Source organism: Corallococcus sp. CA049B (assembly GCF_003611685.1).
Taxonomy (GTDB): Bacteria; Myxococcota; Myxococcia; order Myxococcales; family Myxococcaceae; genus Corallococcus; species Corallococcus coralloides.
Genome location: NZ_RAWC01000068.1, coordinates 1 through 22,588 on the forward strand (window position 1 = coordinate 1; position 22,588 = coordinate 22,588).

The following is a 22,588-nucleotide window of genomic DNA, read 5'->3' on the forward strand; positions in this document are numbered from 1 at the left end:
CTGCGGGAGGGGCAGGCGCGACGTACCGTTGGAGGTGGAGGTGGTTCAGATGCTCATCGTCGGCGCGTTGGTGGTCGGAATCCTGTTGATGATGCTGGTGATAGGCGGGGTCATCGTGGGGGGCGCGCTCGCGCACAAGAACGCGCGCGAGGATGAGGCGCGGTGGGCCAGGGAGGACGCGGAGCGCGCGTCACGGCGCGACCGGGACAGGTCCGGACCCGTGGGTGGGGAGCCCGTGCACGCGTGAAAGCCCGATGGGTCGGGCATTGGTCTTGAAGGGTCATGCGGCTAGGGTGGTCCGTGTGCGGCTGAGTGCATGAGCCGCTACAGCGGATCGGGTCCCTTGATGAAACGCCTCTGGCCATTGCTCGTGCTCATGACGGCTTGCGCGAGCGCGCCTGCTTCCAAGGAGCGCTACGCCGAACCTGGACGGGGCGAACCTGTGCGAGGGCCCTGGTCGGAAGTGGCCTCGTTCGAAATGCCGACGGGTGATGTCACCATCCCCATCGACCTGCTCAGGGACGTGGCAGACGCGTTGCTCAAGCTGCCTGGTGCGAAGACGTGTGACGCTGGCAGTCAACGGCCCATCGTCGGACTCTCCATGGAGTACTGCTCGACGGTTTACGTCGCCGGGACGGAGGATGCGTTGTCCTGGCGGGTCACGAAGCCGCTTCGTGGGTCCTATAACGGATGCCAGCCGTCATCCGACGTGACGGACAGCGAGCATTCCGCCGAGCAGATTTGGATCGTGGGCTACATCCACAATCATCCGTGCGGGACGCCTCCCTCCACCCTCGACCTCACGGTGTGGCCCACGGATGCATTCGCAGGCAAGCCCGCGTTGGCGGAGTTCCGGATGATCCCGGGCAACCCTGCTCCCGCGATGTTCAAGGGCCAGGCCCTCCTGATGGCCTCGGCGCTCGTCGCGGAGCGGGCGGATGGTTCGCGCGTCTTCCTCCGCTATTTTCCCACCGGTGAGATCGAACAATGGAGCCAGCAGGAGCGCCGCTGGCGGCTTCTGGGAACATGCGTCCCGACGCGAACCCGTTACAGCTCCGCGCCGCTGTGCCGGGACGGAGCCGTCCAACTCCTGGCCGAATAGGAACTGGGATGAAGAAGGTCTGTGCGCTGGTCGGCTTCGCGGTGATGGCGACGGGATGTGCCGCCCGGGCTCCTGCCTGGAAGGGGACTGTTGAATGGCCTGACGAGCAGTCCGCGAAACTCGTGGGCCAGCCCCTGGAGGGAGGAGCCGTTCTCGCGGCCGCAGGCGCCATCCGCGAGCTGATCCGCACCAACCCCTATCCGCACCTGTTCGAGGGTTGTTCGAGCCCGGAGCAGGGACTGGTGGCAGTGGTCTTCACGGGACCGACGGAGGGTCTCTACTACGTGAGGGTGATCCACGACTTCGTCCGATGCCGTGGGGCGCGCTTCCGACTCCTGGATGGTTGGGATGTCTATGCGGTCACCCCTCAAGGACAGGTCGTCGCGAAGGATCCGCTGGGGCCAGGGGAAGCCCGGCCGGCAGCGACTCCAGAGGCGGCGCCTCCTCTGGCACCTCCCGCGCAAGAGGCTCCGGCCCCACCGCCTGCACCGGAGCCACAGGCTCCTGCTCCTACCGGGGACGCGGAGCGTAGTAGCGGCACCGTGACTGAATGAGGCGCTCTCCTCGCGTAGATGCGAGGATGCCGCACCATGCGATTCGCGCTGCCTTCATTGCTGGGGTTGCTGGTGGGGTGCGCGGCTTCGGCGCCTGCTTCCACCACGTTCGCGGACGCGAAGACCGGTCGCGGTCCCTGGGCGGAAGTGCCTGCGGTCGAGATGCCCGCGGGGGACAACTCCATCCCCATCGGCCTGATACGGGATGTGGCGGACGCCTTCCTCACGCGGCCAGGTGCCCGAACGTGCGACCCCGCGACGCTGCGGCCCATCCAGGGGTTGTCCACGGAGTACTGCGCTGCCGTCTACGTCGCAGGCGGGCGAGAGGCCTTGTCCTGGCGCGTGTCCGAGCCGGTTCGCGGAAGCCACAGTCGCTGCTCCGCGCCTCAGCAGGTCCAGGATGAGGACTACCCGGCTTCGCAGGTCTGGGTGGTCGGGTTCATCCACAATCATCCGTGTGGCAGCCCTCCTTCGTCAGTGGACCTCATGGCCTGGCCGACGGATGCGATTGATCCGCTGACGGCCATGGCGGTGGTGCGCCTCGTCCCTGGTAATCCCGCGCCCGCCCTCTTCAAGAGCCTGGCAATCGAGATGGCCTCCGCCCTGGTCGCGGAGCGCATGGACGGCACCCGGGTCTATCTGCGCTATTTTCCCACGGGCGAAGTCGAGCAGTGGAGTGACCGGCGGCGAAGGTGGATTCTCCTGGGCACCTGCGCGCCGACACAGAGCCACCTGGGGGCGGAGCCCCGGTGCACGAATGGGCCGTTGCGGCTGCTGCGTGAATAGGGAGCATCGATGAGGGGCAGGGTTGTGGCGGCAGGATGCATCGCGGTGCTCGCGGGATGTGCCGCGAAGCCGAAGGCGTGGGCGACGCCCATCGAATGGCCCGACGAGACGTCCGCCTCGCTCGTGGGACAACCCATGGAAGCCGGGGCCGCGGTGGCTGCCGCTGGCGCGATACGGGAGTTCATCCGCACGAACCCCGACCCCACGTTGTTCCAGGGCTGTTCCAGCCCAGAGCAGGGCCTGGCGGTCGCCGTCTTCACTGGGCAGACGCAGGGCCTCTACTTCGTCGCGGTACACCAGGACTTCAGACGGTGTGGTGGGCCTCGCATCCGGGTGCTCGATGCATGGGATGCCTATGCGGTCACTCCCCAGGGAGAGGTGCTCGCAAAGGCCCCTCCTCCGGCGGGAGATGCCTCCTTCGCGGTTCCTCCTCCTGCGCCGGACACGCAGCCTCCCGCGCAAGAGGCACCGGCCCCACCGCCCGCGCCGGAGCCGCAGGCTCCTGCTCCTACCGGGGACGCGGAGCGTAGTAGCGGCGCAGCCAGCGGCTGAGGCCGTCCAGGCCGGGGAAGAGGACCCGCTCGGTGATGTTCGCCTGGTCGAGCTTGTCTCTTATCTCCCACTTGAGCTGCGCCGGCACCACCAGCCGGCGCACGCCCTGGTGCTGGTGCCCCAGGAATTCGTTCAGGCCCAGGCCCGGTCCGTTCATCACCGAGAACAGCGCGAACTGGTTCACGATGCGCGCATCCAGCGACGGCGGCTCGAAGAACAACACGAACGGTTGCTCGCCCAACCCGTCGAACGTCGCCAGGTCCCCCGCCACCGTCGCCAGCATCTCCGCCGTGAACACGTCCGCCCCCTCCAACCGCAGCTGCTCACGCAGCGGCCGGGGCAACTGCTGGTTCGTCTGGTGGTAGTCCACGCACCAGACCGCGCCGTCCTGCTCCAGCAGGTCCATGCGCTCCGTCATGAAGTGCAGCGCCACGTAGGGACTGAACGTCCAATCCAACAGCCGCGTCGGCATCCCGTGATGCTGCGCCAGCGCCAGCCAGTCCCAGATGGACGTCAGCCGCTCCGTGCCCGGCACGCCTCGCGCGTACTTGCGGAAGGCCCGCAGCAGGTCCCGCTCCAGCCGCACGAACGCCCCGTGGCGGTTGAGCGTCGCCGTCAAATCCAGCGTCGCGTCCGGGACGCCCCGGAACACGAAGCTCGTGCGGAACCGGCCCAGCGGCTCGTTCCATGAGCCCGCGAACAACAGCTCCTGCAGCTCCAGCCACGATGTGACCCGATGCTCCTGCATCCGCTGTCCCCCCGCCGCCCGACAAGGTGGGCCCTGTCCTCCCGGGACGCAGGGGCCGGGCGTCCAGGACGCCCGGCCGGCTCAATCACAGACTTTGAAACATTGACACCTACGGCTGCCCGAAGTTCGCGGGCTGCGTGAAGGCAAACGAGCTGGCGCCTGGCGCCTTGTCCTGCTGGAACAGCGGGCACTTGGCGCAGGTGAAGCTCTCCCAGTCCTGACGGACCGCCACGTCGATGCAGCCGCCGTAGAAGCGGCAGTGGACGTTGCGGTGCTCCTCGATGGAGAACGTATCGGCCCGCAGCGGGAGGTGGAACTTGGTGGGACGCGGCTGTGGACAAGGCATTGGATTCCTCTAGCCCCCCTCGTGGGTGCTGATTCCCTCTACTGACTGGTGCGTCGCGTCATTCCCGGCGTTCCGTCGCCCGGGCACTGAACGCCTGCACCCCGGCTCATCGCTGCCAGCAGAAGACCGTGTGGGTGTGACACATTCAAAAGGCACAACAGCCTAATGACGTCGGGCGTCCCTGGCCCGTCCCGCCAGGATGTCTGCCTTCACGCGGAGCAACCAGCCGGGCGAGCCGTCGGAATCTTCACGCCCGGAGCGCTTTCCCGCGAGAATGCGGCGCGTGAGCTCCCCCGCCCGACCCCCTCGCGATTCCTCCCGCTGGCTGAGCGCCCTGGCCTTGTTGTCGCTCGTGCTGCTCAGCGGCTGTTCCGCCTTCTCCCGCGCCGTGCGCGAGGGTGACGGCGCCGTGAAGGAGCGCCACTGGGCGGAAGCGGAAGCCGCCTACCTGCGGGCCCTGGCCGCGGACCCGGAGGCCTCCGAAATCACCGTGAAGCTGCGCGCGGTGCGCAGGGAGTGGGGCGAGGAGGTCTACCAGGAGGCCGGCGCCGCCCATTCCTCCGGGGACCTGCCGTCCGCCACCAAGCTGCTGGTGCGCGTGCTGGAGCTGAACCCCGACCATGAAGGGGCCCGCGCGCTGCTCGCCCAGACGCTGGAGGCGCGCGTCCAGGTGGCCCTGGGACTGCTCAAGGAGGAGAAGCTCCAGGATGCCCGCGCGGAGCTGGACGCGGTGCTGGCCGTGTCGCCGGACCACGTGAACGCTCGCAAGGGCGTGGACGCCGTGCAGGTGGCGTGGGCGAAGCGCTTCTTCGCCAGCGCGGAGACGCTGGAGAAGTCCGGCAAGCTGGGCAACGCGCTCGTGGCCTACGTGCGCGCGGACCAGGAGCGCGTGGGCGCCACCGCCGCCCGGGAGCGCGCGGAGTCCGTGCGGCAGCGGCTGCGCGACGAGGTGGCCTTCCTGGTGGTCGCCACGCCCGTGGAGGACAACGCCCAGGCCCCTGACGTCGCCCAGCGGCTGAGCGCGGGCCGGCTGGCCTCGGCGCTCCCCACGAAGCTGCCCCTGAAGGTCGTGACGGAGGCGCCCCCGGGCCGCGTGGGCGTGAAGCTGGACCTGTCCCTGGAGCGCGTGCTGCCGCTCAAGGCCGTGGAGGACTCCCAGCGCAGCCAGCGCTACCTCGCGGGCAACCGCTCCGTGCCCAACCCCAAGCGCGGCGACTACGAGAAGAAGCTGCTGGAGGCGGAGCGCACCCTGGAGGGCGTGGAGCGCAAGCAGGCCGCCGTGCTGCGCGAGTACCTCAAGGCCCAGGTGGAGCTGGGCACGCTGCGCGACGTCGCCGAGCGCTGCCGCGAGCGCGAGAAGCGCGAGTGCCGCGCGGCCATCCAGGAGTGCGGCGAGGAGGCCCGCGACGCGAAGAGCCCGGGCAAGGTGCCTGGCGAGTGCGACCCGGAGCGGTGCTCGGGGCAGTGCACCCAGGATGAAGGCCTGATGTCGATGAAGGCCAAGGCCGCGCGCGTGCTGGAGGTGGCGGTGCAGGCGGCCCTGGACAAGGCGGAGACGCAGCGCTCCGAGGTGCAGCGCCACCGCGACACCGTCTTCCGCGAGCCCATCACCGTGGAGGAGCCCATGTACTCGGACTTCGTCTACGACGTGCAGCTGCACCGGCTCACCGTGACGGCCACCGTGACGTCGGTGATGCGCGACTTGCTGACGCCCCAGCAGGTGCCCGCGCCCAACACGCGGGACTACGCGGTGCTGCACGAGGACCTGGCGCACAAGGGCTATGACCGCTACGGCGTGCTCGCGGACCCCGTGCAGCTGCGCAACGAGCTGGAGCTGCGCGTGGACGCGGGCGACAAGGCCGTGGCGGACGTGGCGAAGCACGTGAAGGAGCGCTTCGACCTGTACCGCGGCAAGCGCGTGGAGGACGCCCGGCGCGGCATGGTGCGCCCCGGCGCGGAGGACGTGGTGGAGACCGCCGTGCGCGCGCTGCTGCTCACCGCGGACGCGCCGCCGCAGGACATCCTCCAGCCCGTGGCCCGCGCGCGCGGCCTCACCCGGCCGGAGGCCCTCCTGGGCGTCGGGCAGTAGTCGTCCGCCTCACGTGGCGCGGTGCGCCCCGGCATCGCGCCCGCCACGCGCTTCAGTCCAGGCTGGCGCTCATCTCCGGGCGCTCCAGCCGCAGCGTCTCCACCCGGCGCCTGCGCGCGCCCGCGATGGTCAGGTGCCACGCGGCGGCGGCCAGGCCCACGCAGAAGCAGCCCGCCCACAGCGCGGTGGCGCCCAAGTGGCCCAGCATCGCTCCGCCCAGCGCGGGGGCGATGCTGGACGCCAGGCCCCACATCATGTGGTACGCGCCCTGGTAGCTGCCGCGCAGCTCCGCCGGCGCCAGGTCCGCCACCACCGACGGCGCCACCGGTGAGTGGACAATCTCTCCCAGCGTCCACACCGCCACGGCCGCCATCGCGAGCGGCATGGTGGTCGGCAGCGCGTGCAGCCCGAAGCCCACGGCGGTGAGCACGCCCGCCACCGCCAGCGCGGTGGAGCGGCGCACCCGGCCCACGCCTCGCACGACGAAGGGCTGGAGCGCGACGATGAGCACGCCGTTGACGGACATCACCAGCCCGTACTGCGCGGGCGTCAGGCCCTGCCGGGTCAGCGTCACCGGCAGGCTCATGAAGCTCTGGTGGAAGAGCAGGGCCAGCGCGAACACCGGCAGGCAGAACGCCAGGTACACGCTGTCTCGGAAGGGCGTCAGCACCGCCCCCAGCGGGGAGTGCTCCGCGTGCGCCGCGCGCGCCTCCGGAGGCCGCGTCTCCGGGACGAACGCCCAGACGCAGCAGCCGTAGAGGAACGTGGTCACCGCGTCCGCGATGAAGAGCAGCCGGTAGCCCATCCCCGCGAGCAGGCCCGCCAGCGGCAGCCCGATGGCGAAGCCCAGGTTGATGACCCAGTAGAGCAACCCGTACGCGCGCGCCCGGTCCTGGGGCGGCACCAGGTCCGCCACCGCCGCGGACACCGCCGGCCGGTACAAGTCCCCCAGGATGCCCAACAGGAACGCCGCCACCGCGATGCTTCCCGGCCTCTCCGAGTGGCCGATGAGCAGCATGGCCCCCGACCCCAGCCACAGGCCCCCCGCGAGCGTCAGCCGCCGGCCCACCCGGTCCGCGAGCATGCCCCCCAGCGGCGCCGCCAGCACCGCGCCCGCTCCGTTGAGCGTCACGATGATGCCCGCCTGCTCCACGTTGAAGCCGCGCTCGCGCGTGAGGTACAGCGCCAGGAACGGCGCGACGAAGGACCCCAGCCGGTTCACGAAGGTGCCCACCCACAGGACCCAATACGTCCGTGGCAGGCCACCCCCGCCCAGCGCTCTCAACACCGTGGCAACGGGATTCATGGCGGGATGCCCGACGGGGGTGGGGAGGAAGGACTGACCGCGGGCGCCCGCCAGCATGCGCCCGCGCCCCGCGCGTTTCCATGACCCTCCGGCTCACCCGGGCGCTTGGAGCCGCATGCATTCCAGCCGCGTGCGAAACGCGACTTCCCCGCGCGCACCTTCATGGCGCTGGACATCGCTGGCGGGCTCCTCCAGGTTGCCGCGCCAATCCACACCCTGGAAGGCGGGACGCAAGGCGGGCATGGGGCAGGTCATCGGACTCCTGGGGGTGTGTCTCGTCTTGGGCGTGCTGGCGCGGCGCAGTGGCCGGTTCCCCGAAGGGACGGCGCCCGCGTTCAACGTCTTCCTGCTCAACGTGTCCCTGCCGGCGCTGGTGCTGCGCGCCATGCACCGGCTGGAGTTCGCGCCCGGGCTGGTGGTGGCCGCCGCGGCGCCGTGGCTGCTCTTCGTGGGGGCGGTGCTCTTCCTCCGCCTGCTCGGGCCCCGGCTGGGGCTGTCACGCGAGTCGGTGACGGCGCTCATCCTCACCGCGGGGCTGGGCAATACGGCCTTCGTGGGCCTGCCCATGGCCGCCGCGCTCCTGGGGCCTTCAGGCGTGCCGGTGGCGGTGGTGGCGGATCAGCTGGGCTCGTTCCTGGTGCTGGCGACGCTCGCCACGCTGACGGCGGCGAGGGCCAGCGCCCGGTCGGAGCTGTCCGTCCGCTCGCTCGTGCGCAAGGTGCTGGGGTTCGTCCCGTTCCAGGCGCTGGTGCTGGCGCTGCTCCTGCGCCCCTTCGCCTTCCCGGATTGGCTGGAGTCCGTGCTGCAGCGGCTGGGGGACCTGCTCACGCCGCTGGCGCTGTTCGTCGTGGGCTTCCAGCTGCGGCTGAAGGGGCTCTGGCCGCGGGTGCCCGCGCTCGCGCTGGGGCTGTCCTACAAGCTGGTGCTCGCGCCGCTGGCGGTGCTGGGCCTGCTGATGCTCATGCCCGGGCTTGCGTTGGTGGTGAAGCAGGCCACGGTGCTGCAGATCGCCATGGCGCCCATGGTGACGGCGGCCATCCTCGCGGCCGAGCACGACCTGGACGCGGACCTGGCGGTGCTGATGGTGGGCGTGGGCATTCCGCTGTCGTTCGCCACCGCGCCGCTGCTCCTGTCCCTGGTGCACTGACGCCCGCGCGGCACGGGCGTCAGGGGTTCGCTTCAGGCGAGCGCCGTGGTCTCGAAGGAGAGCTCGACGCCGTTGGGCTTCACGCGCATCTGCGGGCGCGACAGCACATGGCAGTGCGGGCAATAGCCGTGGGCACCGGCGGGCGTGGCCCGGATGGAGACCGCGCCGCCACACATCATGCAGCCCTCGGGAAGATCGAAGTCCGCGAACCGCTCTCCGCTCTGGGTCTCGAATTGGGTCATGCCATTGAGTTAACGCAGGATCCGCCCGACACAAGCAGACCGGTTCCCCGCCGCGAGGACCCGGTATGGCGCCTTGCCCCACCTTTCAGGCACAGAAGACGGCCCCTCAAGGCAGCCTGCAAAGGTTACCGGCCGATCTCCGACTGCTCACCCGCCGACACCGCAACCTGTTGGGCGGCCTTGCGGACGCTGGCACGGGGATTTCATGGCGCACCCCCTCGGACAGCAACGGGACGGGGGAGGCGCGGGATGGGTGCAGGGAACACAGTGAAGGTCATGTGCGACCGGAAGGGCTGGCGGGTGGAGGTCGCCCACCCGGGGGGCGTGCGGCGCTACCGGTACGGCAGCGAGTCGCAGGCGCGCTACTTCGCGGCGGTGTTCGAGCTGGGGCCGAGCGTGCTGCCCCCCAAGAACCACGCGCGAAGGCGGCAGGAGCCCCGCTTGGCTCTACCCAATGAGGTCTCTTTCGGAGAGGCTTGGCTGCATGAGTGATGCTCCCAAGCCCAAGCCCTTCATCCTCCCCAACCGGCAGCACGTCACCAAGGAGCCGGATCCGGGCGGCCGTTGGTCCGCGCAGTTCCCGGAGATGATTGGTTACACCAGCCAGGGCGGCGGCAAGGTGCCGGCCGACTTCGGGTGGAACACCAACCCCAAGCAGTGGCAGGAAGAGCTGACGCCGCAGACGCTGGCGGAGCGCTTCGAGGAGCTGCGCATCCTGCCTCCCAAGAAGGACGCCCCCGCGCTGCCCGCGCCGGCCACGCCCGCGAAGCCCTGAACCGTGTCCGCAGCCAGGGCCCCGGTGCTCCGGGGCCCCGTGGAGGCGAGGCGTGAGGCCCGCTAGCTGAACGGCAGACTGGCCAGCCGCTCGCGGAAGCGGGCGAGCAGCTCTCTCGCTCCGGCCTCGTTGAGCCCCGCCGAGGCCTCCTGACGGCCCTTGCGAAGGAAGGCGTCGAAGGGCGCCGAGCGGCCCGACAGCGCGCCCGCCGCCGTCACCGCCTCCTCCAGGATCCGCGCCGCGCCTGGAGAGCCCAGGTCCAGGTGCATCTCCACCTGCTCCAGCCGGACACCGCTCGCGGCCCACACCGCGCGGTCGTGCACGGTGAGCCACATGCGGGTCAGCTCCTCCATCGCTTCTTCCAGCAGCGCGAGGAAGGGCTCCACCAGCCCGGGCAGCACGTCCGGCCCCAGCGCGGCCTGCGTGCCCGCGTCGCGCAGCCGGCCTCGCGCCGCGACGATTTCGCGTTTGGTGGGCGTCTTCAGCGCGAGCGACGCGGGCAGGGACACGAACGCGGCCAGGCTCTCTTCGGCCTGCCTCGCCAGCGCGGGCCGCTGGGCGTCCGTGGCCTTCGCGGCGCGCTCCAGCCGGCCTTGCAGGGAGCGGCGCAGGTCGGCCGCGGCGCCTCGCAGGGCCACGCGCGCGCCCACCTGGTTCGCGTAGCCCGGCACCACGTCCTCGCGGCGCACGTCCGCGAAGGCCGCGGCGGTGAGGTACACGAGGTCGCCGATGCGGTTGCGGAAGTCCGCGCGCGACGCGGCCAGCTCCGACATCAGCGTCCAGCGGTCGCTCACCACCTCCGGCCGGCGCATCTGCACGCCCAGCTCCTGCAAGCGCTTGGACAGGCGCTCCGCGCTGGCGTGCAGCACGGCCTCCGCTTCCTGCGACAGGCGCTCGTCGGAGCTCGCGGGCGGCGGGGCCCAGCCGCCGTCGCTGGACGTGGCGGTGCGCGCGGGCGGCGGGAAGGCGTCGCGGATGGCGGCCACCAGCTTGTTGACGTCCGTCAGCGTCTCGCCGATGGCGGGCGCCATCGTCTCCCACAACGACAGGTCCGCGGCGTCGTCGGGTTCGGCGGTGGTGGGCTCGTACTTCACGATGCTCAGGTGCCCCAGCCGGTCGATGGCGACCGCGGCCGCCTGGTAGACCTTGCGCAGCCGCGTCGCGAAGTCGCGGTCCATCAAGGCTTCGAGCAGCGCATCCAGGCGGGGCGGCAGGGCATCCTGCGGGGGACGGTTCTTCGACACGGCCATGGCGCGTCACCCTAGCCCAGCCACCCCACGGATACGTCAACGGGGGGAGGTGGGGACCGGCTCCACGCTTTCCGGCGTACAGTGGAAAGACGGGGAGAAACGCATGACAGGTGGCATCCAGCGCCGGCGATGGGTGGCCAGCGGGCTCGGGCTGTTGTTCGTGGGGGGAGGCCTGGCCTTCATGGCTTCCGGGCGATGTCTGTCCGCCTGGATGTTCCAGGGCGTGGACGTGCGCGCGTGCCCGGACGGCGAGTTCCGCCAGACGGTGAGCATGACCGCCAGCGCGCTCGCGCGGGGGGGCTCCAGCAAGGTGACGGTCTGGGCGGAGGCGCACGGGATGGACGCGGAGGGCCGCGAGCTCACGGCCTACGTGGGCCGGGGCACGGCGGCGCTGTTCCTGGTGGACGCGGCCGGCAAGGAGACGCCGCTGCCGCTGGATGACAAGGGCCGTTGGGAGCGCGAAGGCTCCGGTCCCCTGTCGGCGCCAGTGACGCTGCCCGCGGTGCCTGACGGCGACTACCGACTGCGCGCGCGCCTCACCACGCCGCTGGGCACCGGCACGGTGGACTCGGCGCTGCCCCTGTACGCGCCCGCGCGCGTGCGCGTGCTGACGGACCGGCCCCTCTACGAGCCCGGGCACCGGGTGCGCTTCCGCGCGGTGGCGCTGCGCGCGAAGGACCTGTCGCCGCTCGATGGACGGCCGGGGACGTGGAAGGTGACGGACCCCTCCGGGGAGGTGGTGCTGGAGGAGCGCGCGCCCGAGGGCAACTGGGGCGTGGTGGCGGGGGAGTTCCCGCTGGACCGGGGCGCGCCCACGGGCACGTGGACGGTGTCGTGGACCAGCGGTGGCGCCTCCGGTGACGCGGCCTTCACGGTGGAGCCCTTCACGCTGCCGCGCCTGCGGATGGAGGCGAGGAGCCCCCGGCCCTTCTGGCGCGCCAACGACGCGCCGGAGGTGACGGGGCAGGTGTCGTACGCGTCCGGCGCGCCGGTGGCGGACACGGACGTGACGCTGGCGTGGAGCCACGCGGGCGCATGGCCTCCTCCGACGGAGTGGCTCCGGGGCGAGCTGCCGACGAAGGCGCGCACGGACGCCGCCGGCCGCTTCCGCGTGACGCTGCCGCGCGTGCCCCAGGACCTGCGCGGCCAGGCCACGCTGAGCGCGAGCCTGGAGGCGAAGGACCCCACGGGTGAGCCGGTGCGCGGCGGCGTGTCGCTCCTCCTGTCCGAGGACGCGCTGGCCGTGTCCTCCGTGACGGAGCTGGAGGACGGGCTGGTGGCGGGCTTCAGCAACCGCGTCTACCTGCGCGCCACCACCGCGTCGGGGCAGGTGCTGCCGGGCGCGGAGGTGACGGTGACGCGCGCGTGGGACCCGCGCGACCAGGGCGTGAGCGCGGTGGCGGACGAGGACGGCGTGGCCGCCTTCCAGTTGGATCCGGGCCCCGCGGTGAACGTGGTGGTGCCGCCCCTGCCGGTGCGCGTGCAGCCGCGTCCGCCCTCCGTGTCGCTCGTGTCGTCGCAGGACCTGCTGGGCGCGCAGGGAGGGCAGTCGTCGCTGGAGGATCAGCTCGCGCTGGAGCGGCTGCTGCCCGCGCTGCACCCTTGCGCGCGTTTCGTCTCTCCGGCCTCCGGCTCCGCCATGGCGGAGTTCGCGGTGCGGGTAGGCGCGGCCGGGCAGGTGCTGGACGTGGGGGGCGCGGAGGAGGGGCTGGAGGCGTGCATGGCGTCGGCGCTGCGCGCGAAGGGACTGCCGGCGCGCGCGGAGCGGATGCTCCAGCTTCGCTTCCAGGTCAGGGAGCCGGGCCTGCCCTCCTTCCGCTGGAACACGCAGGTCGCCTTCGGGGACGAGCGGGGCGTGAGCGAGGGGCTGACGCTCGCCGCGCTGGATGCGCGTTCGTGCCTGCCTCCCACGCTGGACCGCGCCGTGGCCATCCCTGGCGCGCTGACGTGGCGGCTGTGGGCGGACAAGCCGGAGCTGGCGCTGTCCTGGGTGGCGGAGCCCGCGCCGGATGACGCGCTCCCGGCGGCGGTGCTGGCGTGCGTGAAGGAGCGCTTTTCGCGCATCCGCGCTCCGGCCTCGAAGCAGGTGGGACGGGGGCTGCCGGAGGCCATGGGCGTGGTGCGCTTCATCGCGCAGCCCACGTACGGCGGAAACGGCATCCCCCGCCCGCCCCAGGCCACCACGTTTCTGGGCTACGAGTTGAAGGTCCGGGCGAAGTGGGACGGTCAGGACATGGGCGAGACGAAGCTCGTGCTGCGCCCCGCGAGCCTGCCACCGCTGCGCGCCCGCGTGACGCCGGTGCTGGCGAAGGCCGGCGAGCCCGTGAAGGTGGAGCTCTTGCGCGGCCCCGGCTTCACGGGTGAGCTGCCCAAGACGCTGGAGCTGGTGGCGGGGCCGGCGCGGCTCAAGGAGAAGCTGGACCCGGCCACGCGCTCCGCGCGCTTCACGCTGCCCCAGGACTTCGAGGGCTGGGCGCAGGTGGAGGGCGTGGAGGCGACCGCGCGCGTGTACGTGGCGCCCCGCGCGTCGCTGACGGTGGAGGTGTCTCCGGACAAGCCCGCGTACGCGCCCGGAGAGCTGGCGCACCTCCAGGTCCATACGCGCGTGGACGGCAAGGATGGCGAGGCGGCGGTGGGCCTCTTCGGCGTGGACGAGACGCTGTCCCAGCTGGCGCCGCTGCCGGGCGCGGACGCGCTGGATGGGCTGCGGCCGTCGCCGTCGGTGGCCACGCCGGCCTTCGGCGTGCTGGACGGTCAGGCGCTGGCCATGGGGCGCATCCGGGGCGCGAACGCGGCCGCGGCGGCGCTCTTGCGCGTGACGGCGGTGCCCTCGCTGGAGGACGTGGAGACGCCCCTGTCGGTGAGCGCCAGGAGCCCCTTCTCCCCGGACGCGGAGCTGACGGAGCCCTTCTACGCGGTGCTGACGGAGCTGCACGCGCGCACGCGCAAGTGGGAGGAGACCGCGCCCGGGGGTGAGACGTTGGACCCGGCGGGGCTCGCGCGGCTGTGGGCGGAGTCGCTGGCCGCGTGCGAGCAGCGCGGGCAGAAGGTGACGGATGCGTTCGGCCGCAAGCTGCGCCTGTCGCGGCTGCCGCAGGACCTGCTGGCCCTCACGGATCCGCGCGCGGTGGTGGTGGATGGAACGCGGTTGCCGGAGGACGTCGTGAACTGGGGCGCGTGGGTCGCCCGGGAGGCGCCATGAAGCAGCGCTCGTGGATGTCCGGGGCCGTGGGCCTCGGGGTGGGGTTCGTGCTGGGCGGGGTGACGCTCGCGCTGGTCGCGGGGGATGTGATCCGCAAGACCATGGGACAGTCCGCCGCCGCGCTCGCGGGGGACAGCATCGTCGCCACCATGGCGCCACGCCCCGGCGGTTCGGATGACCTGCGGCGCAAGTCGATGAAGAGCTTCGGGTCGGACAACTCCTACGACGACGAGCCCGTCGGTGCGCGGGGAGGCGGCGGGCCCGAACCCATGATGGCCGCCGCGCCCGTGATGGAGATGGCGGCACCTCCAGATCCGGAGATGGAGGAGGGGGGCGTCAAAGAGGACAACGGTGGCGCGGCCGCGCCCACCCGCGCGTGGTTCCCGGAGACGTTCCTCTTCGAGCCCCTGGTGGTGACGGACGCGAACGGCTCGGCGACGGTGCCGGTGCGCGTGCCGGACCGGCTGACGCAGTGGCGGGTGCTGGCGCTCGCGCACTCGCGCTCCGGTGCGCAGGCGGGAGCGGTGACGTCCTTCGCGGGCACGCTGCCCACGTACGTGGATCCGGTGCTGCCGCCCTTCCTTCGCGCGGGCGACACGGTGCGCCTGCCGGTGCAGGTGGTGAACACCACCGACAAGGCCGTGGAGGCCGCGCTCAAGGTGGACGTGAAGGGCGCGCAGGTGGAGGCCGGCGCGCGCACGGTGCGGGTGCCCGCGCGTGGCAGCGTGGTGGAGCTGGTGACGGTGAAGGCCGCGGGCGCGGGGCCGGTGACGCTGCGCGCCTCGCTGGGAGACACGGACGCGGTGGTGCGCGACTTCGACGTGTGGGCCACCGGCCAGCCCGTGGTCCAGACGCGCGGCGGTTCACTGGCGGCGCCGCGCACGCTGTCCCTGGTGGGCCCCGCGGACGCGCAGGCCGGCAGCGAGCGGGTGCGCTTGCAGGTGTACCCGGGCGCGCTGGGCATGGTGCGCGCGGAGCTGGCGGCGGTGGAGCGCCGGCCGGTGGACGTGGCGGGGGACGCGTACGCGCTGCTGCTCGCGGGCCAGGCGCAGGAGCTGTTGAAGTCGCTGGGCGAGACGGCGGACCCCGCGGCGCTGAAGGCGCTGTCGTTGGTGGCGACGCAGCGGGTGCTCCGCGCGGCGCGGGCGCCGTCAATCGAGGTGGCGACGCGGCTCGCGGAGGGCGCGCTGGCCCACCCGGACAACCCCGTGCTCGCGCGGCTGGGTGAGCGGCTGGTGGCGCAGGTCGCCCAGGCCCAGCGGCCGGACGGCACCTGTCAGGGCGGTGAGGGCTGGACGCTCCAGCGGCTGCTGGTGGCGACGGCGAGCTGCGCCCGCACGGTGCGCGCGGCGCAGGGCACCCCGGAGGGCAAGCAGCGCGCGGCGGCCTTCACCGTGCGCGCGTCGGGCGTCTTCGAGCGCTACCTGCCGCAGGTGAAGGATGGCTATACGGCCGCGGTGCTGCTGGCGGAGGGCTCCGCGGAGGGCAGCGTGGCGGACGCCCTGCGCACCCGCGTGCGCGAAGCGCTGAAGTCCGGCCCGGACGGCACCGCGTGGCTGCCGGTGGAGCCGGACACGGTGCGCGCGGACGGGGAGCTGCCCTCGGAGGCGGAGGCCACGGCGATGGCGGTGCTCGCCCTCCAGGGTGATGCGAAGGCGCCGCTCGCGGACCTGGGTGCCTGGCTGCTCGCGCACTACACGCCGGGCCTGGGCTGGGGGGATGGGCAGGCCAACCGCGTGGGGCTGCGCGCCGCGCTGGCCCTCTTCAAGGAGCCGCTGCCTGCCCGGGTGCGCGTGACGGTGGCGCGCGACGGACAGGTCGTCACGGAGGGCACCTACGACACGAAGGCATTGCGCGAGGTGCTGGCGCTGGAGGCCGCGGCTCCGGGCTCGGCGGGCACGCACGCGTGGACCGTGCGCGCGGAGCCCGCGGTGCCGGGGCTGGGCTTCTCCCTGGCGCTGTCCGCGGCGGTGCCGTGGAAGAGCGAGGTGAAGGGCGGCCTGCAGCTGGCCGTGACGGGGCCGAAGGAGGCGCGCGTGGGACAGCTGACGAACGTGCGCGTCCAGGTGGGCGCGCCGTCCTCGTTGCCGCTGCGCTTCCAGCAGGAGCTGCCCGCGGGCGTGCAGGTGGACCCCGCGAGCCTGGCCGCGCTCGTGGCGTCCGGACAGGTGACCTCCTGGGATGTGCAGGATGGGGCGTTGTCCCTGGACCTTTCTCCCAGGGAGCAGGGCGCGCCGGTGCTGGTGGAGTTCCGCGTGCTGCCCACGCTCGCCGGGACGTTGCAGGCGGGCGCGGCGCGACTGGGCGTGCCTGGCCGGCCGGACATCACCGCGTCGCTGCCGCCCACCACCTGGGCGGTGCGCTGATGCCCTCCGGTGCCGTGGGGTCATTCTCCACTCACGGCGCCGGTGCTGGTCCCTTCCGTCCGGCCCCGGGGGCGGGTGGAATGCGCGCCGGAAGCGCGGCAGGGGCCCGTTCCTCCGGGCGCCCCCCGCCCGGTGCAATCGCTGCCCGCGTGCGTACACTTCAGGGTGCACGGCGGAGATGCATTTGCGCGCGGCAGCGAGGAATTGGATGGAGCTTGAAGGCTCCGAACAGGAGGAACTGACCCACGCCCTCCTGGGCGCGTTCACCTCGGTGGAGGAGCTCCTCCGGATGGTCGAGGTGAAGTGCGGCCGCAGCCTGGTGCCCCCCGTCGAACGGGAGGGGGCGGCGCGGGCCCGGGCGCTCGTGCGCACCGCGGAGGCGGAGGGGTGGACGGACGTGCTGGTGCGCGGCGCGCAAGCGGCGGCGCCGGGCCATCCGCGCATCCGCCGCTTCCTGCAGGGCTACCTGTCCTCCGTGCAGCGCAGCGTGTCCGGCAGTGCCCTGGCGCGCATCGTCCAGCAGTCCAGGCTGGCGCTGACGCCGCAGGCCTGGCGCGACCGGCTGACCACGCTGTCGCGGCGCGTGTGCCGCGTGGAGCTGGAGGGCGGCCGCGCGCTGGGCACGGGCTTCCTGGTGGCGCCGGACGTGGTGCTGACGAACTCGCACGTCATCGAGCACCGGCTGCTGGAGGCGCTGCGCGTGCGCTTCGACCTGAAGGTGCTGCCGGACCGCATCGCGGTGCACCCGGGCCGGGTGTTCGCGGTGACGGCGTGCCTGGCGCAGAGTCCGCACAGCCCGGCGGACCTGATGCACCCGCGTCCGCGCGAGGCCACGCGCGACGAGCTGGACTACGCCTTCCTGCAGATTCAAGACGCCCCCGGCGAGGACCGGGTGGGGGACCGGCCGCGCGGCTTCATCCCGCTGGCCCCGTCGTCGCCCACGGCGTTCGAGACGGGCGCGCTGGCGCTCGTGGTTCAGCACCCGAAGGGCCGGCCCATGCAGGTGGCGCTGGACACGTTCCAGGCGGTCAACCGCTCCCAGACGCGAGTCACGTACTGCACCAACACGCACCCGGGCTCGTCCGGGTCGCCGTGCTTCACGCCGGACCTGGAGCTGGTCGCGCTGCACCACAGCGGAGACCCACGCCCCGGCCACGAATCCGCCGAGGACGACGAGGGCATCCCCCTGGACACCATCCGCGCGAGCCTGTCCGGGGGCGTGCTGCGCCGCCTCGGCTGGGAGTGAAATAACGCGCGGACGCGCATGCGAGCGCGGGGAAGGGGACTGCTATCGTCCACGCGCATGAGCCTTCCCGCTCGAAGCACCCTGGCCGCGAAGGGCCTGCTCTCCACGGGCGTGACCCTGGCGTTCGCCGTGCTCTGCCTGTGGCCCAGGCTCGCGGGCGCGGCGCCGCGCTTCGGCCTCGCGGGCCTGTCGTCCAACAACGAGGTGCGCCTGCGCACGTCCACCGCCCACCTGGAGACGGTGCTGCGCGTGGACCTGCTGCCCTCGCCCACGGACGCGTCTGCGGACTCACCGCGCGCCGCGGGCGCGGAGGCCACGCGGGTGACGGTGCTGGTGGATCCGCTGCTCGCGGCGGACGGCACGCAGGTGCCGGTGACGGTGCGCGTGGGCACGACGGAGGGCGCGGCGGAGGTGCCCATCTCCGTGCTGCGGCCGGTGACTGTGACGCTGTCCGCGGACCTGCCCGCGGCCGGTGACTTCCACGGCCGCGTGGTGCTCCTGGGGGACGGCGTGCGGGAGGTCATCCCGCTCGTCGTGCAGCGCGTGGCGGCGGCGCCCACGGTGCAGTTCTATCCGGTGGCCCCCGCGCGCGGTTGGACGCTGGGGCCGTTCTCCGGAAAGGCCACGGTGCGGCTGACCTTCCGCGAGACGGCGGGCGTGGGCGGCGCGGTGGGGCCCGCGGCGGTGGTGCAGCTGGACCGCAGGGCGGGCGGCTCGGGGGACGGCGCCGCGCCCGTGCAGGCGCAGGACGCGAAGTGGTTCTTCCGAGGACCGGATGGCCAGCCGCAGGGCCCGGGGAAGGAGGGCCTCCTCCAACTGCCAGCCTACGGCACCGGCCTCTTGAGCCTGGACGTGGACGACCTGCCGGAGTCCGGCGAGTACACCGGCACGGTGCGGCTGCTCGTGCCGGAGGGCGCGGCGGTGGAGCAGGCCTTCACCGTCTGGGTGAAGACGCCCGCGATGTTCGGCGCGTTCCTCATCTTCCTGGGCGTGGTGACGTCCGCGGCGGTGCGCTTCTACGTGCAGCGCGTGCGCCCGCGCGTGAACCTGCGCAGCCGCGCGGAGGCCGCGCGCCAGAAGCTGCAATCGCTGGTGCCCGCCCGTCCGCTGGAGCGCGAGGCCGCCGTGGCCGCGTCGCTGCGCCGCCAGGTGGACGCGCTCCTCGCGGACATCCAGCGGCCGTTGAGCGGGCTCGTCGTTCAGGACTCCGTGCTCGCCCTCTTCGAGGCGCGCCTCCAGCTCTTCTCCCTCTGGTCCGTGCTCCTGCGGCAGCTGGAGGGGCTCAAGGGCGTGGCGCTGCTGGACGCGGAGCGCAAGCTCAAGGCGGTGGAGACGCTGCTCCAGAATGACGAGGCCACGTCCGCGGACTTCTCCGAACAAGCGCAGCTCTTGCGCACGCTCGACCTGGAGGCGGTGGCCCGCGCGGTGCTGGAGGCGCGGTTGACGGAGCTGGAGCAGCAGTCGCGGACGCTGTCCTCCCAGCGCGGGGATGACCCCGTGAGCCGCCGGCTCCAGGGGGAGCTGCCCCTGTACGTGCTGCGCGCGCGCCAGCAGCTGCCGGGGCCCGACCTGGAGGCGTCTCGCCGGCTGGTGGAGACCGCGCGCGAGGCGTTCCTCGAAATCCTCCTGACGGACCTGGAGGACGCCCTCACCGCGAAGGAGCTGCCCGGCGGCTTCACGCAGGAGGAGTGGGCGGCGCTGCGCCTGCGCGTGGGCGAGCAGCTGGCCCGGGCGCGGGCCCGCATGTCCGCCAGCGTGGACGAGGCCTACCTCTACTACCAGTCCGCGCACGCGCTGTACCTGCGCGAGCTGGTGGACAACCTGGAGGAGGCGCTGACGCAGCTCCAGGCCCAGTCCGGCGGCGGCCTGAACACCGAGTCGGACTGGCGCACCGGGGTGGACGCGCGGCTGGCGACGGCGCGCGAGCAGCTGGACAAGGGCGAAGCGAACCTGGCCTCGGCGGAGTACCGCGCCGCCCGAGAGGACTTCGCGCGCCACGTCACGCTCCCGCCGCCCCCGGTGTCCACGGGCGGCCGGCTGGCCCTGGAGTCCGTCCCCTCCGCCGTGACGCTGGACCCCTTCTCGCAGCCGGCCATGGAGTCGCCGCCGCCGCCGCCATCACCGCTGCCCGGCGGGCCCGCCACCGGGAACCTCTCCCCCCTGCCGCCGTCGTCCACGAAGGCGAGCACCGACGTGCTGGTGCACCTGGACTGGATTCCCCTGCCGCGCTCGCGGGACCTGTGGAAGGTGGAGCTCGCGGTGCTGGGGATGATGTCCATCATCGCGGTGCTGCTGGGGCTCCAGGTGTTGGACGTCTTCGCGCCCACGTGGGGCGGCTCCGGCGCGTGGATGACCGCCTTCCTCTGGGGCTTCGGCCTGCACCAGGTGGGCAACGCCACCTTCGACGGCCTGTGGGGCATGGTGTCGCGGATGGAGAAGTAGCCTCAGGCCTTCTTGCCGCGGATGGCGCGCGCCGCCAGCTTGTCCACCAGCGCGGGCGCCACCAGCTTGAGCACCTGTCCCACGCGGCCGGTGAGCGTCATCACCAGCTCCCGGTCGCGGCGCTCCATGGCACGCAGGATGAGGGCCACGCAGGTGTCCACGTCCATGGTGGGGCCCGCTTCATCGCGAGGGCTCTGTCCCAGGGGCCGGCCCTCCGGGCCCAGCGCGTGCGCGCGGATGTCCGTGGCCACGAAGCCCGGCGACACCACGAGCACGTCCGTGCCGGTGCCCAACAGTTCGATGCGCAGCGAATCGAAGAAGCCCTGCATGGCGTGCTTGCTGGCGGCGTAGCCGGTGCGCATGGGCACGCCCGTCTTGCCCGTCAGCGACGACACGGCGACGAGCAATCCCTTGCGAGCCTTCACATACGGCAGCGCGTGGAAGGTGCAGTGCACCGCGCCCAGGTAGTTGATGCGCATGAGGCGCTCGTAGAGGCCCAGGTCCGTCACGTCCTCGAAGCGCGAGTGCATGGTGATGCCCGCGTTGTTGACGAGCACGTCCACGCCGCCGAACGCCTCCACCGTGCGCTCCACCAGCCGGCGGCACGCCTCCGGGTCGCCCACGTCGGTGGGCACCGCCAGCGCCTTGCCGCCCGCGGCCTCGCACTTCGCCTTCACGCGCTCCAGCGCCTGGGCATCCCGCGCCGCCAGCGCCACGTTCGCGCCCCGGCCGGCCAGGGCCACCGCCAGCGCCTCGCCGATGCCCGCGGAGGCACCGGTGACAATCACGGTCTTTGCTTGCATGGCCCCATCCTCTCAGGGGCGCGGCGCTTCAGCCATGGCCTCCCGCGAACCGCTCCGCGAAGTGCAATCCGCCAATGAGCAGCAGCCCACACAGGAAGCCCACCAGGCGCTGGCGTGAGTCCGGGCCCCGGCGCAGCTCCGGCAACAGGTCCACCGCGCCGATGTAGAGGAACGAGCCTCCGGCGATGGCCAGCACGGTGCCCTGGAGCGAGGGCAGATACCGCGTGCCCAGCAGCACGCCCGCCGCGCCCACCGCGGCGGTGAGCTGCACCGCGGCCAGCGCGACCAGCGACCGCGCGCGGGTCCAGCCCGCGGCGCGCAGGAGCGCGTAGTCGCCCACCTCCTGCGGCAGCTCGTGGACGATGACCGCGAACGCGGTGGCGAAGCCCGCCTCCGGCGACACGAGGAAGGCCGCCGCGACCGCCGCGCCGTCCCCCACGTTGTGCAGCGCATCCGACGCGAGCAGCGCGCTGGGGAGCGTGGGCGAGCCCCGGTGCGCGGGCTGTCCGTGCGAGTGTCCGGCGGCGGCCTCCGCGTCATGGTGGTGATGGCCCAGCGCCCACTCCAGGAGCGCCAGCGCGACGAAGCTGGCGAAGGCCCACGCGAAGGCCGCGTCGCCCTGGGCCTTCACCGCCTCCGGCAGCACCTCCAGGAACACCGCGCTCAGGAGCGTGCCGGCGGCGAAGGCCACCAGCGAGGGCAGCCGCCGTTGCAGCCAGGGCTCGGACAGCACCCCGCCCGCGAGCCCGGCCAGGCCGTCCAGCCCCACCGCGATGAAGACGAGCAGGACGGTCTGGGTATCCATCAGGGGGCCATCAGCCACGCGAGCACTTCTTGGGGATTGTCCACGTGCACGAAGTGGCCGGCGTCCGGGAGGACGGCCACGGGGCAGCCACCTTCCTCCAGGCGCCGGGCGCTCTCCTCGGACACGTACCGGCTGCGACCGCCGCGGATGCAGCGCAGGGGCGGGTGCACGGGGCGCTCCACCGCAGGCCACAGGTCCTGGCCGTTGACGCGGCGGTGCAACTGGAGGAGCGCGTCGCGGTCGAAGCGCCAGCGCACGCCGTCACCGTCGGGCGTGAGGTTCATGAGGAGCCAGTCCGACAGCGCCTCCGACAGGCCGTTGCCCGTGAGGTTCGCGCGCAGGTCCTTGCGGCTGTCGGCGCGCGGCGGGGCCTTCAGGAGGATGTCCAGGACATAGCCGCTGTCCGACAGGTTCAGCGGCACGGGCCCGGGCGCGATGTCGAGCAGCGCCACGCTGCGCACGCGCTCGGAGGACTCCAGGCTCGCGGCCAGGGACACGCGGCCGCCCAGCGAGTGGCCCACCCAGTCCACGGCGCCGGTGAAGCCCTGCGCGTCGAGCGTGGCCACCACGTCGCGCGCGAGCGTGGTCAGGTCCGCTTCCGGAGGCAGGGCCGGGGACGTGCCGTGGCCGGTGAGGTCGGGCAGGAGGATGCGGCGGCGCGGATCCGCCTTCGTCCACGCGACGGCCAGCGAGCGCAGGTTGCGGCCCGTCCCGAGGAAGCCGTGCAACATCACCGTGAGCACGTCACCCGTGCCCACCTGAAAACTTTCGAGCATCACGCCACCGCCGTCTCGTGCCGCATGCCTTGACCTGGGGGCACGCCTGCC

The 22,588-nt window shown here is 72.6% G+C and carries 18 protein-coding genes and 1 pseudogene; 11 read left to right on the forward strand and 8 right to left on the reverse strand.

Annotated features, from left to right (window positions below):
* The 3 genes and pseudogenes from D7W82_RS17280 to D7W82_RS17295 form a co-directional block, all read left to right on the forward strand.
* A pseudogene (locus tag D7W82_RS17280) lies at positions 1-247 on the forward strand (hypothetical protein); the annotation flags it as partial.
* A 69-nt stretch (positions 248-316) separates the two neighbouring features.
* Positions 317-1,102 carry a hypothetical protein gene (locus D7W82_RS17285; RefSeq protein WP_233587723.1) on the forward strand — a complete coding sequence of 262 codons (786 nt, stop codon included), beginning with the start codon at positions 317-319 and terminating at the stop codon, positions 1,100-1,102.
* Between the two features lie 590 nt (positions 1,103-1,692).
* On the forward strand, positions 1,693-2,442 hold the full coding sequence (locus tag D7W82_RS17295) for a hypothetical protein (RefSeq protein WP_233587725.1): 750 nt from the start codon (positions 1,693-1,695) through the stop codon (positions 2,440-2,442).
* 508 nt (positions 2,443-2,950) lie between these two features.
* On the opposite strand, the gene D7W82_RS17305 is transcribed toward D7W82_RS17295, so the two are convergent.
* Both D7W82_RS17305 and D7W82_RS17310 read right to left on the reverse strand, forming a co-directional pair.
* A complete protein-coding gene (locus D7W82_RS17305; protein WP_120619411.1) occupies positions 2,951-3,742 on the reverse strand; it encodes an FRG domain-containing protein in 792 nt (263 codons plus the stop codon).
* A gap of 109 nt (positions 3,743-3,851) precedes the next feature.
* A complete protein-coding gene (locus tag D7W82_RS17310; RefSeq protein WP_014393541.1) occupies positions 3,852-4,088 on the reverse strand; it encodes a hypothetical protein in 237 nt (78 codons plus the stop codon).
* A 274-nt stretch (positions 4,089-4,362) separates the two neighbouring features.
* Here D7W82_RS17310 and traC point away from each other — a divergent pair, with 274 nt between their 5' ends.
* A complete protein-coding gene (gene traC / locus D7W82_RS17315) occupies positions 4,363-6,177 on the forward strand; it encodes an outer membrane exchange accessory lipoprotein TraC (RefSeq protein ID WP_120619412.1) in 1,815 nt (604 codons plus the stop codon).
* Positions 6,178-6,229: 52 nt separating this feature from the next.
* On the opposite strand, the gene D7W82_RS17320 is transcribed toward traC, so the two are convergent.
* Positions 6,230-7,483 (reverse strand): MFS transporter, encoded by a 1,254-nt coding sequence (locus tag D7W82_RS17320; protein WP_120619442.1) that lies wholly within the window; start codon positions 7,481-7,483, stop codon positions 6,230-6,232.
* Positions 7,484-7,724: 241 nt separating this feature from the next.
* Here D7W82_RS17320 and D7W82_RS17325 point away from each other — a divergent pair, with 241 nt between their 5' ends.
* The gene (locus D7W82_RS17325; RefSeq protein WP_120619413.1) at positions 7,725-8,630 is read left to right on the forward strand and encodes an AEC family transporter; all 906 of its coding nucleotides are present in this window, start codon (positions 7,725-7,727) and stop codon (positions 8,628-8,630) included.
* A 32-nt stretch (positions 8,631-8,662) separates the two neighbouring features.
* Here D7W82_RS17325 and D7W82_RS17330 read toward each other — a convergent pair whose 3' ends face one another.
* Positions 8,663-8,872, reverse strand: a complete 210-nt coding sequence (locus D7W82_RS17330) for a hypothetical protein (protein WP_014393545.1) — start codon at positions 8,870-8,872, stop codon at positions 8,663-8,665.
* A 276-nt stretch (positions 8,873-9,148) separates the two neighbouring features.
* On the opposite strand from D7W82_RS17330, the gene D7W82_RS17335 reads away from it, so the two are divergent.
* A complete protein-coding gene (locus D7W82_RS17335) occupies positions 9,149-9,364 on the forward strand; it encodes a hypothetical protein (protein ID WP_233587727.1) in 216 nt (71 codons plus the stop codon).
* Positions 9,357-9,647: a hypothetical protein gene (locus tag D7W82_RS17340; protein WP_120578238.1), complete on the forward strand. Its 291-nt coding sequence runs from the start codon at positions 9,357-9,359 to the stop codon at positions 9,645-9,647. Before D7W82_RS17335 ends, D7W82_RS17340 begins: the two co-directional genes overlap by 8 nt.
* A 62-nt stretch (positions 9,648-9,709) precedes the next feature.
* On the opposite strand, the gene D7W82_RS17345 is transcribed toward D7W82_RS17340, so the two are convergent.
* Positions 9,710-10,897 (reverse strand): hypothetical protein, encoded by a 1,188-nt coding sequence (locus D7W82_RS17345; RefSeq protein WP_120619415.1) that lies wholly within the window; start codon positions 10,895-10,897, stop codon positions 9,710-9,712.
* A 103-nt stretch (positions 10,898-11,000) separates the two neighbouring features.
* On the opposite strand from D7W82_RS17345, the gene D7W82_RS17350 reads away from it, so the two are divergent.
* The 4 genes from D7W82_RS17350 to D7W82_RS17365 all read left to right on the forward strand — a co-directional run bounded on the left by D7W82_RS17350 (position 11,001) and on the right by D7W82_RS17365 (position 20,153).
* On the forward strand, positions 11,001-14,099 hold the full coding sequence (locus tag D7W82_RS17350; protein WP_120619416.1) for an MG2 domain-containing protein: 3,099 nt from the start codon (positions 11,001-11,003) through the stop codon (positions 14,097-14,099).
* Positions 14,096-16,465, forward strand: coding sequence for an alpha-2-macroglobulin family protein (locus D7W82_RS17355; RefSeq protein WP_199727771.1), 2,370 nt, complete (start codon positions 14,096-14,098; stop codon positions 16,463-16,465). Before D7W82_RS17350 ends, D7W82_RS17355 begins: the two co-directional genes overlap by 4 nt.
* Before the next feature lie 208 nt (positions 16,466-16,673).
* Positions 16,674-17,711, forward strand: a complete 1,038-nt coding sequence (locus tag D7W82_RS17360; protein WP_120619418.1) for a trypsin-like peptidase domain-containing protein — start codon at positions 16,674-16,676, stop codon at positions 17,709-17,711.
* Between the two features lie 57 nt (positions 17,712-17,768).
* The gene (locus D7W82_RS17365; RefSeq protein WP_120619419.1) at positions 17,769-20,153 is read left to right on the forward strand and encodes a hypothetical protein; all 2,385 of its coding nucleotides are present in this window, start codon (positions 17,769-17,771) and stop codon (positions 20,151-20,153) included.
* 2 nt (positions 20,154-20,155) lie between these two features.
* Here D7W82_RS17365 and D7W82_RS17370 read toward each other — a convergent pair whose 3' ends face one another.
* Genes D7W82_RS17370 through D7W82_RS17380 form a run of 3 tightly spaced genes read right to left on the reverse strand, consistent with a single transcriptional unit; the run spans position 20,156 to position 22,540 of the window.
* Positions 20,156-20,956: an SDR family oxidoreductase gene (locus tag D7W82_RS17370; RefSeq protein WP_120619420.1), complete on the reverse strand. Its 801-nt coding sequence runs from the start codon at positions 20,954-20,956 to the stop codon at positions 20,156-20,158.
* 28 nt (positions 20,957-20,984) lie between these two features.
* A complete protein-coding gene (locus D7W82_RS17375; protein ID WP_147439367.1) occupies positions 20,985-21,779 on the reverse strand; it encodes a ZIP family metal transporter in 795 nt (264 codons plus the stop codon).
* A complete protein-coding gene (locus tag D7W82_RS17380) occupies positions 21,761-22,540 on the reverse strand; it encodes an alpha/beta fold hydrolase (protein WP_120619422.1) in 780 nt (259 codons plus the stop codon). Before D7W82_RS17380 ends, D7W82_RS17375 begins: the two co-directional genes overlap by 19 nt.
* Positions 22,541-22,588 lie beyond the last annotated feature (48 nt).